The following is a 16,658-nucleotide window of genomic DNA, read 5'->3' as shown; positions in this document are numbered from 1 at the left end:
GACCGCAGTGACCTCGTTGCACCTCATCCGCGCGCGGCGCAGACGTCTGGCCGTGGCCGCCGCCACGGCCGGTCTCTTCGCCGCGTTGCTGGCAGCCGGACCCGTGGCTGCCGCGGACCCGGGCGACGGCCCCGCCCGGCGGGCGATCTCCGCCGAGCAGGCCGCAGAGACGGCTACCGCCGTCAAGAACGGCGAGATACCCGCTGTCGACGAAGTCGTCCACAGCGCCAACATCAAGCACCTGACCAACATCCCCAAGGACGCGCTGACCGACCTCAACTCGGACCTCGCCTTCCAGGGCGACTACGCCTTCGCCGGCAACTACAGCGGCTTCCGGATCTTCGACATCCGCAACCCGAAGTCGCCCAAGTCGGTGGCCCAGGTGCTGTGTCCGGGATCGCAGAACGACATCACCGTCTCCGGTGACCTGCTCTTCCTGTCCACCGACTCGTCACGGAGCGACAACTCCTGCGCCAGCACCTCGCAGCCGGCCACCGAGAAGTCGTCCTGGGAGGGCATGAAGATCTTCGACATCAGCGACAAGCGCAACCCCAAGTACGTCGCCGCCGTCGAGACCGCCTGCGGTTCGCACACCCACACGCTGGTGCCGGAGCGCAAGGACGTGTACATCTACGTCTCGTCGTACTCGCCGAACGCCACCTTCCCCGACTGCCAGCCGCCGCACGACGGGATCTCCGTCATCAAGGTGCCGCGCAAGGCGCCCCAGCAGGCGAAGGTCGTGGACTTCCCGGTCCTCTTCCCCGACGGCGGCAACCCCGGCGCCCCCGACAACCCGGGTGTCTCCAAGACCACCGGCTGCCACGACATCACCGTGCTGCCGTCGAAGGACCTGGCCGCCGGCGCCTGCATGGGTGACGGCATCCTCTTCGACATCAAGAACCCGGAGCGCCCCAAGGTCATCGACCGGGTCCAGGACAACGTCAACTTCGCCTTCTGGCACTCGGCGACCTTCAACCAGAAGGCGGACAAGGTCGTCTTCACCGACGAGCTGGGCGGCGGTGGCGCCGCCACCTGCAACGCCGAGGTGGGTCCCGACCGGGGCGCCGACGGCATCTACGACATCACCGGCAGGGGCGACCACCGCAAGCTGGTCTTCCGCAGCTACTACAAGATCCCCCGGCACCAGGCCGACACCGAGAACTGCGTCGCGCACAACGGCTCGCTGATCCCGGTCAAGGGCCGCGACATCATGGTCCAGGCCTGGTACCAGGGCGGCGTCTCCGTCTGGGACTTCACCAACTCCGCCAAGCCGAAGGAGATCGGCTACTTCGAGCGCGGCCCGATCTCGACCGAGACCCTGTCGGTGGGCGGCTCCTGGTCGGCGTACTACTACAACGGCTACATCTTCTCCAACGACATCGCCAAGGGCTTCGACGTGCTGAAGCTCGACGACCGCAGGACCGATCCGGCGAAGCGGGTACGGATGGACGGCCTCAACGTCCAGACCCAGCCCGACTACTTCGGCCGCTGAGGGACCGTGCTCTGATCCGTTCCGCCGGGCGGCTCGTCGCCCGGCGGAACGCCCAGTTCCCAGTCGAGGCCGTAGCGCCTGAACAGCTCGGCGCGCAGCGGCGCCAGCGGCATCGGCGCCCCCGGCATCAGCGCGGCGAAGACCGTACCCATCAACTGGGCGCGCAGCAGCGGGTAGTCGCGGTCGGGGTCCGGCGACCCGTACCGCTCGACGGTGTCCCGCAGCAGCTCGGCGAGACGCTGCTGCTCGGGGCACTGGACGAACCCCTCGGCCTGCAGGATCCCCGCCATGTGCGTGCGCATCAGTACGGGGCTGTCCACCACGAGCCCGATGATCGAGTCGATCGCCCGCGCCATCAGCTCGGCGCCGTCCTCGGTGCGCGGCTCGCGGTCGAGTCCGGCCCGCAGCGTGCGGTGCATCAGCCGGTGCACGGCCGACTGGAGCAGCTGCCGCTTGCCGGGAAAGTAGTACGAGACGAGGCCGCGCGCCGATCCGGCGCGGTCGGCGATGTCGGCGAGCGTCGTCGCCTCGTAACCCCGCTCGGCGACAAGCTCGACCGTGGCCTGCAACAACCGCTCGCGGGAACGCCGACGGAGCTCCTCATTGACCGATGCGCTCCGCGGGGACATGCTTTACTCCTGCGTTGACTGGCTCTAAGTCAGTATACTCAGCGTGTCCTGCCACAGCCCCTTCCGGGCCTGGTCAGCAGGGCTGCCGTCTGTCTTGGGCGACGCGGGGGATCGTCCAAGACGGACGGCTTCCGGCTGCCCGGACGCGGAAAGCGCCGGGCCGGGTCGGTTAGGGGAGCGGTCCGCGGCCCGCGAGGGTGAGCACCGGGCGCAGTCCGGCCGGCCGTTCCTCCACCGGCAGATGGTCCACGAAGTGCACCGAGCAGCCGATGTCGGCGGCTCCGCCGTCGGCCGCGCGGTCGTCGCCGACCATCAGCACGTCGTGCGGATCCTGCCCCAGCTCCTCGCAGGCCGCCCGGAACAGCCGGGCGTCCGGCTTCTGGACGCCGTGCTCGTACGAGAGGACGTACGCGTCCACGAGGCTGTCCAGACCGTGGGCGCGGAAGACCGGCCGCAGGTCCCAGCCGATGTTGCTGACCACGGCGACACCGAGCCCGCCGCGCCGCAGCGCGCCGAGCACCTCGGCCGCGTCGCCGTAAGGGCGCCAGGCGTCCGGGGTCATGTGCCGCTCGTAGAGGGCGTCGTACAGCGCGGGGTCGGGCAGCGGCACCTGCCGGGCGAGGCCGGTGTACGCGGCGCGGTGGCCCGCCGCGCTCGCGTCACGGCCCGCCCACACCTCGGCCAGTTCGGCCGGCACCTGCTGCGGCGAGGGACCGCCGGGCAGCGCCCCCGCCACGGCCAGCCGCATCGCGGACCGCCGGACCTCGTCGGGCGGCACACAGACACCCGTCTCGTCGAGTACGGCCCGCAGCCATGATCCTGCCGATTCGATGCGGAAGAGGGTCCCGGAGAAGTCGAAAAGCACTGCCTTGAACGTCATACTCCCGATCCTTCCCGGCACACGGCCCCCTGGACAAGGCCGGACGGCCGTACACGCCCGTACGTGGCGATGGACAGGGCGACAAGTCCGGCACCGAGCAGCCAGCCCGCCAGCACGTCCGAACTCCAGTGCACCCCCAGCCAGAGCCGGGTGAGCCCCACACCGGCCACCGAGACGGCCGCCACCAGCACGGCGGCGCCCCACGCCGCGCCGCGCGTCCCGTGCCGCCGCAGCAGCCACAGCAGCAGCCCGCAGGTGACGGTGGCGGTCATCGCGTGCCCGGAGGGGAACGAGGCGTAGTGGGCGGAGTCGACCGGGTCGGGCCAGTGCGGGCGCGGCCGCCCGACGACGGCCTTGAGCCCCTGCTGGACGACGGAGCCGACCAGGCTCGTCGCCGCGACCCACAGGGCGAGCAGCCGCGAACGGCGCAGCCACAGCACGACGACGGCCGCGGCCGTCAGCGCGCGCATCGTCCAGGGGTCCCACACCCAGTCGCTGAGCACCCGGTTGGTGTGGGTGAGCCCCGGTTCGGCGACGGCCCAGCGGTGCAGCCGGGAGGCCGAGGAGCGGTCGAAGGAGAGCAGCGGCCCCCACTCGGTGACGACGAGCGCCGCCAGTACCCCGGAGACGACGGCGAACAGGGCGGCCGTGCGGGCGAAGGTGACCGGTGAGGAGTGCATGAGGTGATCCTTGCCGAGGATGCCGCCCGCAACCGGGACCGGGTGGCACCGCCGGTGATTCGCCCGCCGCCGACGGCGGTCAGCCCAGGGCGCGCAGCCCCGGGACGAAGGCGACGAGCAGCGGCACGGCCGGTACCAGCGCCGCCGCGGCCGTCAGCCGCAGTCTGCGGCCCGCCGTCAGCCGGGGCACCGGTGACAGCAGCCGGTTGACCCGCTGCGGCAGTTCGGCGTCCGGGGTGGTGCCGGGACCGAACACCCCGCGGTCCTCGTTCAGTTCGACCAGGGCGAGCGCGGTCGTCCGGCTGCCGAAGCGGCGGGACGCCATGTCGTCGGCGGCCAGCTCGACCAGCCGGTGCATCTCGTCGCGGAACGCGGCGAACACCGGCACCTGCGGGAAGCCGTTCGCCAGCGCGGACGAGCAGTGCCGCAGCCAGTCGTGCCTGGCGCGCGCGTGGCCCTGTTCGTGGGCGAGTACGGCATCGAGCTGGCGGCCCTTGAGCCGGCGCAGCGCGGCCGTGGTGATGACCAGCTGCGGGGCCGCGCCGGCCAGCCACCAGGCGTCCGGGCGCTCGGCCTCCAGCACGACCAGCGGTTCCTCGCCGGGCTGCTCGCCCGGCAGGACGGGCGAGCGGACGAGCAGTTCCTTGCGGCGCTGCTTGCGCCGCTTGCGCGAGCGGTGGATCTCCCGGGTGAGCATGGCGGCGGTCCACAGCCCGCCGCCCGCCAGCAGCACGGCGAGGACGGCGGAGCCCTGCGGATGGCCGCCCAAGGAGTACGCCTGTACGACCCCGGCGGGCGCGGTCGCGAAGACATGGCCGCGTACCGCCTCCCAGGCGGCGGCGGCGCTGAAGATCATGGAGAGCACGCAGCTCAGCAGGACGGCGGCGACCACGCACTGCCACACCCACAGCGCGACGACGGGCTCACGCTCCGGCCACTCGGCGCGCGCCAGCAGCTTCGGCGCGACGGCGGCGGCGAGCGCACCGAACAGCAGCAGCGCCAAGGAGACCATCATGGTCACCAGCCTATGAGGGGCGGCCCCCGGGGGAGGCAGCCTCACGCGTCAAGTGACGCAGGACACGCTCAGGTGCGCGCCCGCGCGCCGCCGGTGGTGGCCGGTGGCGCCCGTACGGCAGTCGTCACGGGGTGCGCCGTCACAGCGTGATCAGCATCGCCAGCATGGCGAGCCCCATGGAGAGCCGGCAGGCGAGGGCCAGCTCGGCCCGGTCCCCCCAGCCGGTCCCGCCGTTTCCGCCGCTCCCGCCCGTCCCGGCCGTGCCCGCGCCGCCCACGGGCGCAGCGACGGCCACGAGCGGCAGCAGCCGGGTGCCCGCCCACAGGACGTACCCCGCGTAGTAGACGAGCAGCAGCCCGGTCACCAGCGGGACGCCCCCTGCCATGCCCGCGCCGGACATCCCCGGCATCTCCCCGTGACCGCCGCCGTGCGCTCCCGTCGGCGCCGCCGCCATCGCCCCCGCCATGTAGACCATGGCGAGCATCCCCAGCAGATGGTGCAGATGGTGTCCCGCCGCGCGGGCCCGGACGAGCGCGTACAGCGCCGCCGCGCCGAACACGAGCGCGTACGCCACCCAGACCCACCGGGGCGGCGCCAGCACGGCGGCCGGCACCGCCATGGCCGCCATCCCGAACCCCATCAGCGCCTCGCCGCCCGCCGTGCCGCGCCGCTCACCGCCCCCGCCGCGCAGCCGGAGCAGGCAGTAGCCCCCGGCCGCCGTGCAGAGTGCGACGAGCAGCCAGCCGACCGTCGCCGGTCCATGCACCGCGTACCTCCCCCGATCGGTCATGTCGGGAAGGTGATGCCCAGCGTGGCCCTGGCACATACGAGCGCAAGGGGTCACTGGGGGAGCACGGCGGGGCGGACGCGCGCCCGGTCCGGTCCCGCAGATCGCAATTCGCATTTCGCCGGAAACGGAAAGCGTAAAGAAATTGAGCTGACACCGCTTCGGGATTCTTGGCCGAATGCTTTACGCGCACGGCCTTGTGGCCGGGTGTGCGGCCGACTACTTTGCAGATGCGTGCCCTTGGGGGCCGGGCGGGCTGCCGCCGCCTGTAAATCCCCCCACTCCCAAGGACTTTACGCATTTCTGGCAGATATCTAGTGGGAGGAAATCCTCCGTGAGTATGTCACGACGTTCGGCCATCGCCTCGGCGCTGGCCGCCACGGCCGCGATCGGTGGCCTCGGCGCCGCTCAGCAGGCCGGAGCCGCGTCCGCACCGAGACGCAAGAGTGCCTTCGGACCCGCCGCCAGCCCCGTCGGCGACGTGGTCGGCAAAATCACCGTCGGCTATCAGGGCTGGTTCGCCTGTATCGGCGACGGCGCGCCCATCAACAGCTGGTGGCACTACAGCGCCAACGGTGGCCAGCCGCCGTCGCCCAGCAATACGACACTGGTGTCGTGGCCCGAAATGAAGGAGTACAGCAAGACATATCGCACCGCCTACCCGAACCTGAACAGCGGTCAGCCCGCCACGCTGTTCTCGTCGTGGGACCAGCAGACGGTGGACACGCACTTCCGCTGGATGCAGGAGAACGGCTGTGACACCGCGGCCCTCCAGCGGTTCAACCCGTTCGGCGCCGAGGGGCCGACCCGCGACGGCATGGCGCAGAAGGTGCGTCAGGCGGCGGAGGCGCACGGCCGCAAGTTCTACATCATGTACGACGTGAGCGGCTGGACGTCGATGCAGTCGCAGATCAAGGACGACTGGACGTCGAAGATGAAGGCGTACACGGCGTCGGGCGCGTACGCGAAGCAGAACGGCAAGCCGGTGGTGTGCATCTGGGGCTTCGGCTTCAGCGACTCGGGGCGGCCCTTCGAGCCGGCGCCGTGCCTGGACGTCGTCAACTGGTTCAAGAGCCAGGGCTGTTACGTCATCGGCGGGGTGCCGACCCACTGGCGCACGGGTACGGACGACTCGCGCGCGGGCTTCTCCGACGTGTACCACGCGTTCAACATGATCTCGCCCTGGATGGTGGGCCGGATCAGCAACGTCAGCCAGGCCGACCAGTTCGCCCGCGACCTCAACGGCCCGGACCAGGCGGACTGCGACGCGCACGGGATCGACTACCAGCCGTGTGTGATCCCCGGCGATCTGCAGGGCAGGGCGCGCGCCCACGGTGATCTGATGTGGCGTCAGTTCTACAACCTCACGGGTATCGGGGCGCAGGGCTTCTACATCTCGATGTTCGACGAGTTCAACGAGGGCAACCAGATCGCCAAGACCGCCGAGACGGCCGCCGACGTACCGGCCGGGTCCGGGATCTTCGCCCTGGACGAGGACGGCACCTCCTGCTCGTCCGACTACTATCTGCGGCTGACCAACGACGGCGGCCGCATGCTCAAGGGGCAGCTTGCACGCACCCCCAACCGCCCCACGCAGCCACGCGTCTGACGATTCATCAGCCTGTGGGTACGGGTCGCCGGGACGGTCAGTCCCGGCGGCCCGCGCCGCCTCTGCCCCGCAGCCGCGGGGTGAACGTGGCGTGGAAGATGGTGGAGGCCGCGCCCACCGCCGCCGCCTCCGCACTGAGCAGCGACGGTTCGACCTCGACCCGGCGCAGCCGCCGCGCCGTCGGGAACTCGTTGACGGTGCGGCCGATCTCGGCCAGGTAGAAGTCGGCGACGTCCGGCGTGAAGAACGGGCCGCCCAGCACGATCAGATCGATGTCCAGCAGATCGATCATCCCCAGCGCGCCGCGCCCCACCGCCCTGGCGACCTCACGCACCGCGCCCGCCGCCGCCGGATCCCCGGCGGCCGCCGCCTCGCCCACCGCCAGATAGGCCGCCGTGCTCCCGGCGGCCGACGGCGCGGGACGCATACCGCGCCGCACGGCGAAGTCGGGCACGGACACCGGCGGATTGCACTCGGGCATCATCTCCGGTCTGCCGTCCTCGCCCACCCGCCCCATCGCGATGGCGCAGAGCTGGCCGAACTCACCGGCGTTGGCGCTGATGCCCCGGTAGATGTCGCCGTTGAGATAGAGCCCGGTGCCGACTCCCGTACCGAGATACAGATACGCGAAGTCACGCGCCCTGCGGTCCCGGCCGATCCAGCGCTCGCCCGCCGCCGCCGCGATGCAGTCCTTCTCCATGATGACCGGGCAGGGGAAGTGGTCCTTGAGCAGATACAGCAGCGGCAGATCGCCCCAGGCCGACATCAGCGGCGGACCGAGCACCGTGCCCGAAGCGATGTCGACAGGGCCCGGCACCGCGACCCCGATGCCGAGGAAGCCGTCGGCGCGCACGGCGCCGCGCGCCTCGTCCAGCGCTTCCCTGCCCAGCGCCGCGACCCGGTCGACGAACTCGGCCGGATTGATGTCGGCGGTGACCGGCCGGGTGCGGGTGCAGACGATCGCCCCGTCCAGGTCGATGACGACGGCCGTCAGCAGCTCGGGGTCGATATGGATGCCCAGCGCGTGCGCCGCCGTCCCCGAAAGCCGCACCGGCGTACGGGGTTTGCCGGACGTGGCGCGCCGCTGCGCGTCCTCGATCAGGATGCCCCGGTCCAGCAGCGACCGGGCGATCCTGGACACGGACTGCTGGGTGAGGCCGGTGCGGTGCGCGATCTCGCCCCGGGTGATGGTGCCGGACAGCCGTACCGTCTCGATGACCACACACTCGTTGAACGAGCCGAGATCGATCTGGTTGACACCGCTCCACGTGTGACCGCGCGCCGCACCGTCCGCCGCGCGGTCGGTGCCGAGATGCCCGGCGACCGTCTCGCGCAGCCAGCGCACCGCGTCGCCGCCGCCCTCGGCCCGCGCGGCGACGTACCGCTCCAGCTCGGCGGCCAGGTCGAGATAGACCCGGCGCGAGGACTCGGGGTGGCTGGTCGAGTCGAGGGCGATCATCGCGCGCAGGAAGCTGCGCCAGGTGGCGCGGGCCGGGATCTGATGGCAGGTCACGGGCCCGGCCGGCGCTTCGGGCAGCAGGGGCAGCCCGGGAGCGTCCCACAGGGCGATGGCGTGCAGATCGAGATCCGGATGGCAGCGGCCTGCCTCGGCCAGATAGGCGGCCAGCGCGCCGGGATCGTGCGGGGCAGCCGCGGATTCGGCGGGTCCGGTTCCGCTTCCGGCGCCTGCGGGGCCCGTGGTCAGCGCCAGGTCCAGCGCCTTGTCGAGCCCGGCGAGCACATCGGCGCCGATCACCGTCCCCGCCGCAGCGGGCGCCCGCGTACGGTCCCTGGTGCCCGCCAGCAGTACGGCGCGACACCGGTCGACGTACAGGCCCATCACCCAGACGTCACCGCCGGGCAGCGGCGGTCGGGTCGGCACGGAAGGGGCGGGCGACTCGTCCGGGTTGAGGCGCCAGCGCCGTCTGATCCCGGCGACCGTGGCGTGCGAGAGGCCCAACTCCCGTGCCACGGCCCGGGAAGCGCCGGAACCGCCGGGGGCGAGCAGGGTACGCGTGACGACCTCGGCCTCGTCGACGGTCGCCGGTCTGCCGGTGCGCGGCCGGTGTTCGAGGCCGCCGATGCCGGCGCTCGTCCAGCGCTGGCGCCAATTGCCCACCGTCTGCCGGGAAACGCCGAGCCGCCGGGAGATCTCGGCGTCGCGCAGACCGTCGGCGGCGAGCAGCACGATATTCGCCCGGACGGCGAGCGGGCCGCCGTCGGCGGCCCAACGGCGCAGCACGGAACGGTCGTCCGGGAGGAGCAGACCGACCGCGCCTTCGCCGGGGCGGTCGTCAATCATCGGTGTCTCCCGGGGACTCGGCGGCCCGTACCAGCCGCAGGGTGAGGATCTGGAACGGCCGCAGTGTGAGCGGTATCGCGCCGTGCTCGTGCGGCCGGACGGCCAGGGTCTCCTCCAGCAGATCCGTCTCGCGCACCTCCCTGACCGGGAACCCGGCGGTGAGTGTGGTGGCGACCCGGCCGCCGCGCGACTCGTAGAGCCGTACGACCACGTCGCCCGAGCGGTCGTCGGCGAGCTTCACCGCCTCCACGACGACGTCCGGATGGCCGACGGAGATCAGCGGCTCAGCGGCGGCGGCCGGTCCCGGCGCGGGACGCAGCGGCAGATTCAGCGCGTATCCCTCGGCGACGGCGTCACCCACACCGGCCCCCGGGCGCAGGGTGTGCCGGAACCGCTGCGGCCCCCGGTCGGCGTGCGGGTCCGGGCTGTGCGCGGCGCGCAGCAGCGACAGCCGTACGGTCGTGGTGGTCCCGCCGTCCTCGCGGGTGTGCCGCGACACGTCGTAGCCGTATGTCGCGTCGCAGGCCAGGGCGACTCCCCAGTTGTGCTCGCCGACATGGATCCAGCGGTGCGCCCACAGCTCGTAACGGGCCGCCTCCCAGCTGGTGTTCTCATGCGTCGCCCGCTCCACATGACCGAACTGGATCTCGCCCGTGCTGCGTTCGGCGTGCACGTCCAGCGGCCAGGCGGCCTTGAGCAGGGTGTCGCGCTCGCGCCAGTCGACGTCCGTCGTGACGGCGAGCGACCTGCCGCCCGCCGTCAGGGTCAGCTCCTGGGTGACGGCCGAGCGGCCCGTGGTGCGCCGCACCCGTACGGTCGCCAGCAGCGGACCGCGCTCCGTGACCTCGACACCGGTCGCCAGGTCGAGATCGCGATGCGGGGCGTGGTGCCCGGCTTCGAGGTTCCAGGCGCTGCCGCGCGGCGGGTCGTCGCGGTGCAGTTGCAGCAGGTTGCCCGCGCCGCCCGGTGCCACGGCGTCCCGCCCGGTGCCGAGATCGACCGCCGAGCGCACCAGCCCTTCCCGGTCGACCAGGATCCGCACCAGCCCGTTCTCCAGCAGCTGTCCGCCGTCCTCGGTGGTCCGTACGGTCACCGGGGCGGTGCCGTCCGCCCGGCCGCCGAGCTGTCCGGCGCCCAGCGCGGGCGCCTGCGCCAGGGCCGCGGTCCGGCCGTCGGAGAGCCGCTGGCCGCCTTCGGCCGGCAGGCCGGCTTCGAGAACGACGACCTCCCTGCGGGCCAGCGGACCCGCGTTGAAGACGGCCGTGTCACTGCCGGAGCCGGTGCCGGGTGTGCCGACGGCGCGCCGGACGAGCTGGTCGAGCCGGCGGTGGATGTCGCGGTATGCCTGCTCGGCCTCCTGGTGCACCCAGGCGATCGAGCCGCCCGGCAGGATGTCGTGGCTCTGGTGGAGCAGCACCCGCTTCCAGAGCGTTTCGAGTTCCTCGTACGGGTACGGCACACCGCCCCGTACGGCTGCCGTGGCCGACCACAACTCCGCCTCGCGGAGCAGCGATTCGGCCCGGCGGTTGCCCCGCTTCGAGCGCGCCTGACTGGTGTAGCCGCCGCGGTGGCTCTCCAGATACAGCTCACCCCGCCACACCGGCGCGTCCCCGTACTCCTCGGTGGCCGCGCGGAAGAAGTGCGCCGGGTGCTGGATCTCGACCCGCGGCGAGCCTTCGAGATCCGCGAGCCTGCGGGCCCGCTCCAGCATGTCCCTGGTCGGACCGCCGCCGCCCGCGGCGCCGAACGGCATCAGCGAGCGGGTCGCACCGCCCTTGTCGGCGAACGCGTCCACGGCGTCGGCCAGTTCACCGCCGGAGAGGGCGGAACTGTGCTCGTCGGCCGGCGGGAAATGGCTGAAGATCCGGCTGCCGTCGATCCCCTCCCACCAGAAGGTGTGATGCGGCATGGCGTTGGTGTCGTTCTCGGCGAGCTTGTGCGCGAGGAACCAGCGCGCCCCGGCGAGCAGCGCCAACTGCGGGAAGGCGGCGGTCATTCCGGGGGAGTCGGGCAGCCAGACCCCGTCGGTCTCGACCCCCAGCTCCTCCCGGTGGAAGCGCCGCCCGTAGACGAACTGCCGGGCCAGCGCCTCGCCGCCGGGCAGATTGACGTCCGGCTCCACCCACATCCCGCCGACCGGCGCCCAGTTGCCGTCGGCGACGGCCTTGCGCACCCGCTCGAAGACATGCGGATGGTGGTCCTTCATCCAGGCGTACTGCTGCGCCGACGAAGCGGCGAACGTCAGCTCCGGGTACTCCTCGGCGAGGGTGGCGACGGTGCTGAAGGTGCGGGCGCTCCTGCGTACGGTCTCCCGCATCGGCCACAGCCACGCCGAGTCGAGATGCGCGTGGCCCACGGCGGTCACGGTGTGCGCCGACTCGTGGGCGCGGCGGGCCAGTACGGGGGCGAGCACCGCGCGGGCGCGCCCGGCCGTACCGGCGATGTCACGCGGGTCCACGACATCGACGGCGTGTTCCAGGGCCCGCAGGATCTCGTGCCGGCGCGGAGTGCGCTCCGGCAGCGCCCGCATCAGCCCGTCCAGTACGTCGAGGTCGTGGATGAGCTGCCAGATGTCCTCGTCGCGCACCGCGAGGTCGGCGCGGACCAGCCGGTACAGCGGTTCGTCGCCCGCGGTGAGCGGGTCGCCGTAGTGGCTGCCCGCGCCGGAGTCAGCGTCGATCGGGGGATTGGCGGCGGCCTCGACGAGCAGCCGTACCTGCTCGCCGCCGCTCGCCGAAGTGGACAGCGTCACGGCCCTGTTGGCCGCGTGGAGCCCTTGCAGCGGAGTGCCGTGCTCGTCGTGGACGAGGCCTTCGGCGCCGTCTCCGAGGTCGATGACCGCCTCGACCCGGCGGCCCGCCCAGCGCGCCGGTATCTCGCAGTCGAGCCGGAACCAGCTGGTCGACCAGGGCCCGCCCCAGGCGTCGCCGACGACGAACGGCCGGTACTCGGCGCGCAGCGCGACCCCGACAGGGACAGGCTCGCCGGGGATGTGCCAGGCGGTGACATCCATCGGGAGCCGCCCGGTGTACAGCGCGGGACGCAAACGGTCCGCGAGGAAATGCGCGGTCCGCGCCTCTCCCTGCTTACTGCGGTCATGCATGGGCGGCCCTCCTGTCCAGCCTGTGACCGCCATGTAAAACCAAGAGTGTTATCAAGTCAACGTCTGAGCTGGAACCCTTCTTCTGCCAGGTGGAACGGGCCAGGTCAATGAATTGTCAGGCGATTTAAATTCCACATTGCGACCCTCTCGTAAAGTAATTTACTTGGCATTTGGCGGACAAAGAACGGCGGAGAGGCCGCCGCCTCCCCGCCGTTCCAGCCAGAAATACCGCTACCAGGTGACGGGCTCCGGCCTGGCGCAGGTACTCCCGATGTCGAGTGTCCTGCCTTCCTTCGCCGAGTCGAGCAGCGTCAGCATCACATCGAGGACATGTCGGGCCACCTCGCCCGACGCCCGGTGCGGGCGCCCTTCGGCGAGTGCGTCGGCCAGGTCGGCGAGGCCGGTGCCGCGCCCGCCTCCGGCATAGCCGGCCGAGACGGGCAGGGTCTCCCAGTCGCCGCCGGTCCTGAACAACTCGACGGCGCCGTCGAAGTTGTTGGGGTCGGGCACCGAGAGGGACGCGTCCGTGCCGTGCACCTCGATACGCGGCAGCCGGGCCTTGGCGATGTCGAAACTCATGACTAGCGTGCTGAGTTGGCCGCCAGCGTGGTGGAGCACGCCGGTGACATGGGTGTCGATCTCCACCGCGAACCGCTCACCGGCCCGTGGGCCGCTGCCGATCTGCCGCTCGGCGCGCGGCCGGGAGGACGCGCCGGTGACCTTGACGACGGGGCCCAGCAACTGGACGAGGGCCGAGACGTAGTACGGGCCCATGTCGAGCAACGGCCCGCCGCCCGGCCGGTAGTAGAACTCCGGGTCCGGGTGCCACGCCTCGTGGCCCGGTGTGGTCATGAACGCCATCGCGGCGACCGGCGTGCCGATCAGACCGTCGTCGACCGCCTTACGCGCGGTCTGCACGCCCGTGCCGAGGACGGTGTCGGGCGCGCAGCCGACCCGCAGCCCGGCCGCCCCGGCGGTGGCGAGCAGTTCGCCGGCCTCGGCCAGGTCGGTGGTGAGCGGCTTCTCGCCGTACACGTGCTTGCCCGCGGCGAGAGCCGCCCTGGCGACCTCCGCGTGCACGGCGGGGATGGTCAGGTTGAGCACCGCGTCCACGTCGTCCCGTACGACGAGGTCGGCGACCGAGTCGACGACGGTCACGCCCGGCACCCGTTCGGCGACGGCCGCGGCGCGCTCGGCGTTCAGATCGGTGACGGCGGTCAGCGTCACGTTCTCCAGCCGCTCCAGGGTGTCCAGATAGGCGCCGCTGATCTTGCCGGCGCCGACCATCCCGATCCTCAACGGCTCGCCCACAGCAGTCCCCTCTCGGTCAGTGCCCGCACCTCGGGCACGTCGAAGTCGTCCGGTTTGTGGCCGACGGCGGAGACGAAGACCCGCCCGGCGCCCGAGGTCCTGGTCCAGACGGCCGGCATGGTGACCGGCCGCTCGCGGTCCTCGCCGGCCTCGAACTCCACCGTCGCCAGCACGTCGATGGACGGGTCGGTGGCCATCCAGTACTTCTCGGTGTGCACGTCGAAGTCGCCGAGCCCGGCGAGCACCGGATGCCCGGCGCGGTCCTCGACGAGGGTGACCCGGTGGTCGGAGTAGCCGTGCGGATGCATCAGGAACTGGCCGCCGGTGAGCAGCGTGTAGTCGACACTGCCGCGGAAGGCGTCCACGATCCCGCCGTGCCAGCCCGCGAATCCGGTGCCGGCCCTGACGGCCGCGGTGAGTCCCGCGACCTGCTCCTTGCTGATCTCGCCCATGGTCCAGCACTGGACGACGAGATCGGTCGCGGCGAGCAGCGCCGCTTCGGTGTAGACGTCGAGGGTGTCGGCGATCTCCACGGCGTAGCCGTTGTCGCGCAGGAAGGGCAGGAAGAGGTCCGTGGTCTCGACGGGCGAGTGTCCCGCCCAGCCGCCACGGACGACGAGTGCCCGTCGGGTGTCGGTCGTCACGGTCGTTGCACGCTCCCATCGGTGTTGCGCAGCATGGCCCAGCGGTCGTGCTCCAGCGGCTCGGGCACGGGATGACGGCGGGCGGCGGCCTCGTCGAAGTCGACGCCGTGGCCGGGGGTCTCGGATGGTGCCAGGCTCCCGCCCGCGGCGGTGATCGTGCCGGGGAACACCTCGTGCACCGGCGGCCGGAAGACCGCCGCCTCCTGGACGCCGAAGGCGTGGCTGCTGATGTCCATGGCGATCGTGGCGGCCTGCGCGACGGGGCTGACATCGGCGGGGCCGTGCGGTGCCAGCCGGACACCGCGCAGCTCGCACAGGACGGCGAGCTTGCGGGCGGGGGTCAGACCGCCCAGGGTCGGTACCCGGATCCGCGCGAAGTCGATGGCGGGCCCTTCGAGCAGCGGCAGGAACTGGCCGATGTCGCTGAAGAGTTCACCGACGGCCAGCGGCACGGGCGAATGGGCACGCAGCCCGGCGAAGTGGGCCGCGTCCTCGGGGGCGAGCAGATCCTCCACGAAGTACAGCCCCGCGTCCTCGACCCGGCGCAGGAAGTCACGCGCCTGGCGCGGGTCGAGCCGCTCGTGGACGTCGTGCAGCAGCTCCACCTCGTCACCGACGAGGGCGCGTACCTCGGTCAGGATCCGCGGCACGGTCCGCAGATAGGCGGCGGAGTCCCAGGGCACCGAACGCAGCCGCGCCGCCCGGGGGTCGGCGCCGCCCGCCGCCTTCGTGCCGTACGTGTCGGAGCCGGGGACCGCCGCCTGGACGCGGACATGGCGGTAGCCCAGCTCCCGCGCCGCCGTGACCTTGTCGGCGATCTCGGCGGCTTCGGCGCCGTCGACATGCGTGTACGCGTCGGCGCGGCTTCTGACCCGGCCGCCGAACAGTGAGTAGAGGGGAGCGCCGAGGCGCTTCGCCTTGAGGTCCCACAGCGCGACATCGACCCCGCCGAGCGCGTTGCCGGTCAGCGAACCGCCGCGCCAGTAGGCGCTGTTGAGCATCAGCCGGTGGATGTCCTCGATGTCGTCGGGATCGCGCCCGACCAGCATCGGAGCGAGATAGTCGTCGAGGACCGAGCGGACGGCGAGGGTGCGCTGCGGATCGCTCGCACACCCCAGACCGTAGAGCCCGGGTTCGTTGGTCTCGACGCGGACGATGAGATGGGGACAGCCGTGCGGGGCTGTCAGGAACGTGCGTACGGCCGTGATGCGGATCTTGGCGCCGCGTTCCTCGACCCAGGGAGCTGAGGCGAGAACGTCGGAGCGGGCATCAGGCTGAGCCATGCGAACTCCAGCGTACAGATAGCAGGATGTTGTACTGCTATCCGAACGTACGGAGGGCGAGATCAATTTGTCAACGACTCTACCAAATAAGGGTCGCCGGGTCTTCAGTGCTGACCGAGCCGTTTGAGGAGGGTCCGTAGCGAGTGTGCGGCCTCGGTGACGGCGCCGGCGATCTCCTCGGCGCGCGCGTCGTCCATCCGGACCTTGGGTACCGAGCAGCTGATCGCGTCGCCGCCGCCGTGTCCGGTACCGAGCGCGACGGCCACGCACCGGATGTCGACGGAGTTCTCCCCGTCGTCCGACGCCCAGCCGCGCAGCCGGGCGTCGGCGAGCTGCGCGAGCAGTTCGTCCGGATCGGTCACGGTGTCGGGGGTGAGCCGCTCCAGTGGCCAGTTGAGCCGCATCCGCACCTCGGCCGCCTCGTACTGGGAGAGCATCGCCTTGCCCAACGCCGTGGCGTGCGCCGGCAGCCGTCTGCCCACCGCGGAGTACATCCGCAGGGCGTGCCGTGACTCGCGTTTGGCCAGGTAGACGACGTCCGTGCCGTCGAGCCTGCCCAGGTGGACCGACTCGCCTGTCTCCTCGGCGAGCGCGTCGAGCACCGGGCCCGCGAGGCTCGTGACGTCGTCGCCCTCCAAATAGGCGGTCCCCGTCAGCAGGGCCTTGAGGCCCAGGCTGTAGCGGGTGCCGGTGCCGTCCAGGTCCACCCAGCGCCTGGCCTCCATGGTGCGGAGGATCGCGTGCAGGCTGCTCTTCGGCACCGCCATCGCCGACGCCATCTCGGCGAGCGAGAGCCGGGCGCCGTTCTCCCCGAGCAGTTCGAGCACCTCAAGCACCCGGGCGGCGGACTTGACCTCTTCCGGCTTGCGCCCACGCGCTGCTGCTGCCACCGATTCCACGGAACCTCCGCTTCTCGTACCGGG

Annotated in this window: 13 protein-coding genes; 2 read left to right on the top strand and 11 right to left on the bottom strand. The window is 71.8% G+C overall.

The genetic code is table 11. The features are described from left to right. The first annotated feature begins 7 nt into the window (after positions 1 to 7). Entirely contained in the window at positions 8 to 1,492 is a 1,485-nt protein-coding gene (locus tag OHS57_RS05260; protein WP_328581177.1) for an LVIVD repeat-containing protein, read from the top strand. Here OHS57_RS05260 and OHS57_RS05255 read toward each other — a convergent pair. From OHS57_RS05255 to OHS57_RS05235, 5 genes are all read right to left on the bottom strand, one after another. Continuing rightward, positions 1,477 to 2,121, bottom strand: coding sequence for a TetR/AcrR family transcriptional regulator (locus OHS57_RS05255; RefSeq protein WP_041998063.1), 645 nt, complete (start codon positions 2,119 to 2,121; stop codon positions 1,477 to 1,479). The two genes, OHS57_RS05260 and OHS57_RS05255, sit on opposite strands and share 16 nt — an antisense overlap. Before the next feature lie 169 nt (positions 2,122 to 2,290). Next, on the bottom strand, positions 2,291 to 3,001 hold the full coding sequence (locus tag OHS57_RS05250) for an HAD family hydrolase (protein ID WP_328581176.1): 711 nt from the start codon (positions 2,999 to 3,001) through the stop codon (positions 2,291 to 2,293). Next, complete coding sequence (locus OHS57_RS05245) at positions 2,998 to 3,681, bottom strand: phosphatase PAP2 family protein (protein ID WP_328581175.1); 684 nt, start codon at positions 3,679 to 3,681, stop codon at positions 2,998 to 3,000. Before OHS57_RS05245 ends, OHS57_RS05250 begins: the two co-directional genes overlap by 4 nt. Before the next feature lie 79 nt (positions 3,682 to 3,760). After that, a complete protein-coding gene (locus tag OHS57_RS05240; RefSeq protein WP_042000286.1) occupies positions 3,761 to 4,696 on the bottom strand; it encodes a M56 family metallopeptidase in 936 nt (311 codons plus the stop codon). A gap of 139 nt (positions 4,697 to 4,835) precedes the next feature. Beyond that, positions 4,836 to 5,486, bottom strand: coding sequence for a DUF5134 domain-containing protein (locus OHS57_RS05235; RefSeq protein ID WP_328581174.1), 651 nt, complete (start codon positions 5,484 to 5,486; stop codon positions 4,836 to 4,838). Between the two features lie 331 nt (positions 5,487 to 5,817). Between OHS57_RS05235 and OHS57_RS05230 the strand changes: the two genes are divergently transcribed. Beyond that, positions 5,818 to 7,092, top strand: coding sequence for a glycoside hydrolase family 71/99-like protein (locus tag OHS57_RS05230; RefSeq protein ID WP_328581173.1), 1,275 nt, complete (start codon positions 5,818 to 5,820; stop codon positions 7,090 to 7,092). Positions 7,093 to 7,129: 37 nt separating this feature from the next. On the opposite strand, the gene OHS57_RS05225 is transcribed toward OHS57_RS05230, so the two are convergent. From OHS57_RS05225 to OHS57_RS05200, 6 genes are all read right to left on the bottom strand, one after another. Next, complete coding sequence (locus tag OHS57_RS05225) at positions 7,130 to 9,394, bottom strand: ROK family protein (RefSeq protein ID WP_328581172.1); 2,265 nt, start codon at positions 9,392 to 9,394, stop codon at positions 7,130 to 7,132. Further along, positions 9,387 to 12,497 carry an alpha-mannosidase gene (locus OHS57_RS05220; RefSeq protein ID WP_328581171.1) on the bottom strand — a complete coding sequence of 1,037 codons (3,111 nt, stop codon included), beginning with the start codon at positions 12,495 to 12,497 and terminating at the stop codon, positions 9,387 to 9,389. The genes OHS57_RS05225 and OHS57_RS05220 overlap by 8 nt, the downstream gene beginning before the upstream one ends. Before the next feature lie 231 nt (positions 12,498 to 12,728). Next, entirely contained in the window at positions 12,729 to 13,808 is a 1,080-nt protein-coding gene (locus OHS57_RS05215) for a Gfo/Idh/MocA family protein (RefSeq protein WP_328581170.1), read from the bottom strand. Beyond that, entirely contained in the window at positions 13,793 to 14,452 is a 660-nt protein-coding gene (locus OHS57_RS05210) for a ThuA domain-containing protein (protein ID WP_328581169.1), read from the bottom strand. Before OHS57_RS05210 ends, OHS57_RS05215 begins: the two co-directional genes overlap by 16 nt. After that, positions 14,449 to 15,735 (bottom strand): enolase C-terminal domain-like protein, encoded by a 1,287-nt coding sequence (locus OHS57_RS05205; protein ID WP_328581168.1) that lies wholly within the window; start codon positions 15,733 to 15,735, stop codon positions 14,449 to 14,451. Before OHS57_RS05205 ends, OHS57_RS05210 begins: the two co-directional genes overlap by 4 nt. Before the next feature lie 104 nt (positions 15,736 to 15,839). Then, entirely contained in the window at positions 15,840 to 16,625 is a 786-nt protein-coding gene (locus tag OHS57_RS05200) for an IclR family transcriptional regulator (protein WP_042000292.1), read from the bottom strand. Between the last annotated feature and the right edge of the window lie 33 nt (positions 16,626 to 16,658).

Origin of the sequence: Streptomyces sp. NBC_00370 (assembly GCF_036084755.1) — a bacterium.
Taxonomy (GTDB): Bacteria; Actinomycetota; Actinomycetes; order Streptomycetales; family Streptomycetaceae; genus Streptomyces.
The sequence above is the reverse complement of the archived record's forward strand: the minus strand, read 5'-3'. Positions and strand labels throughout refer to the sequence as shown.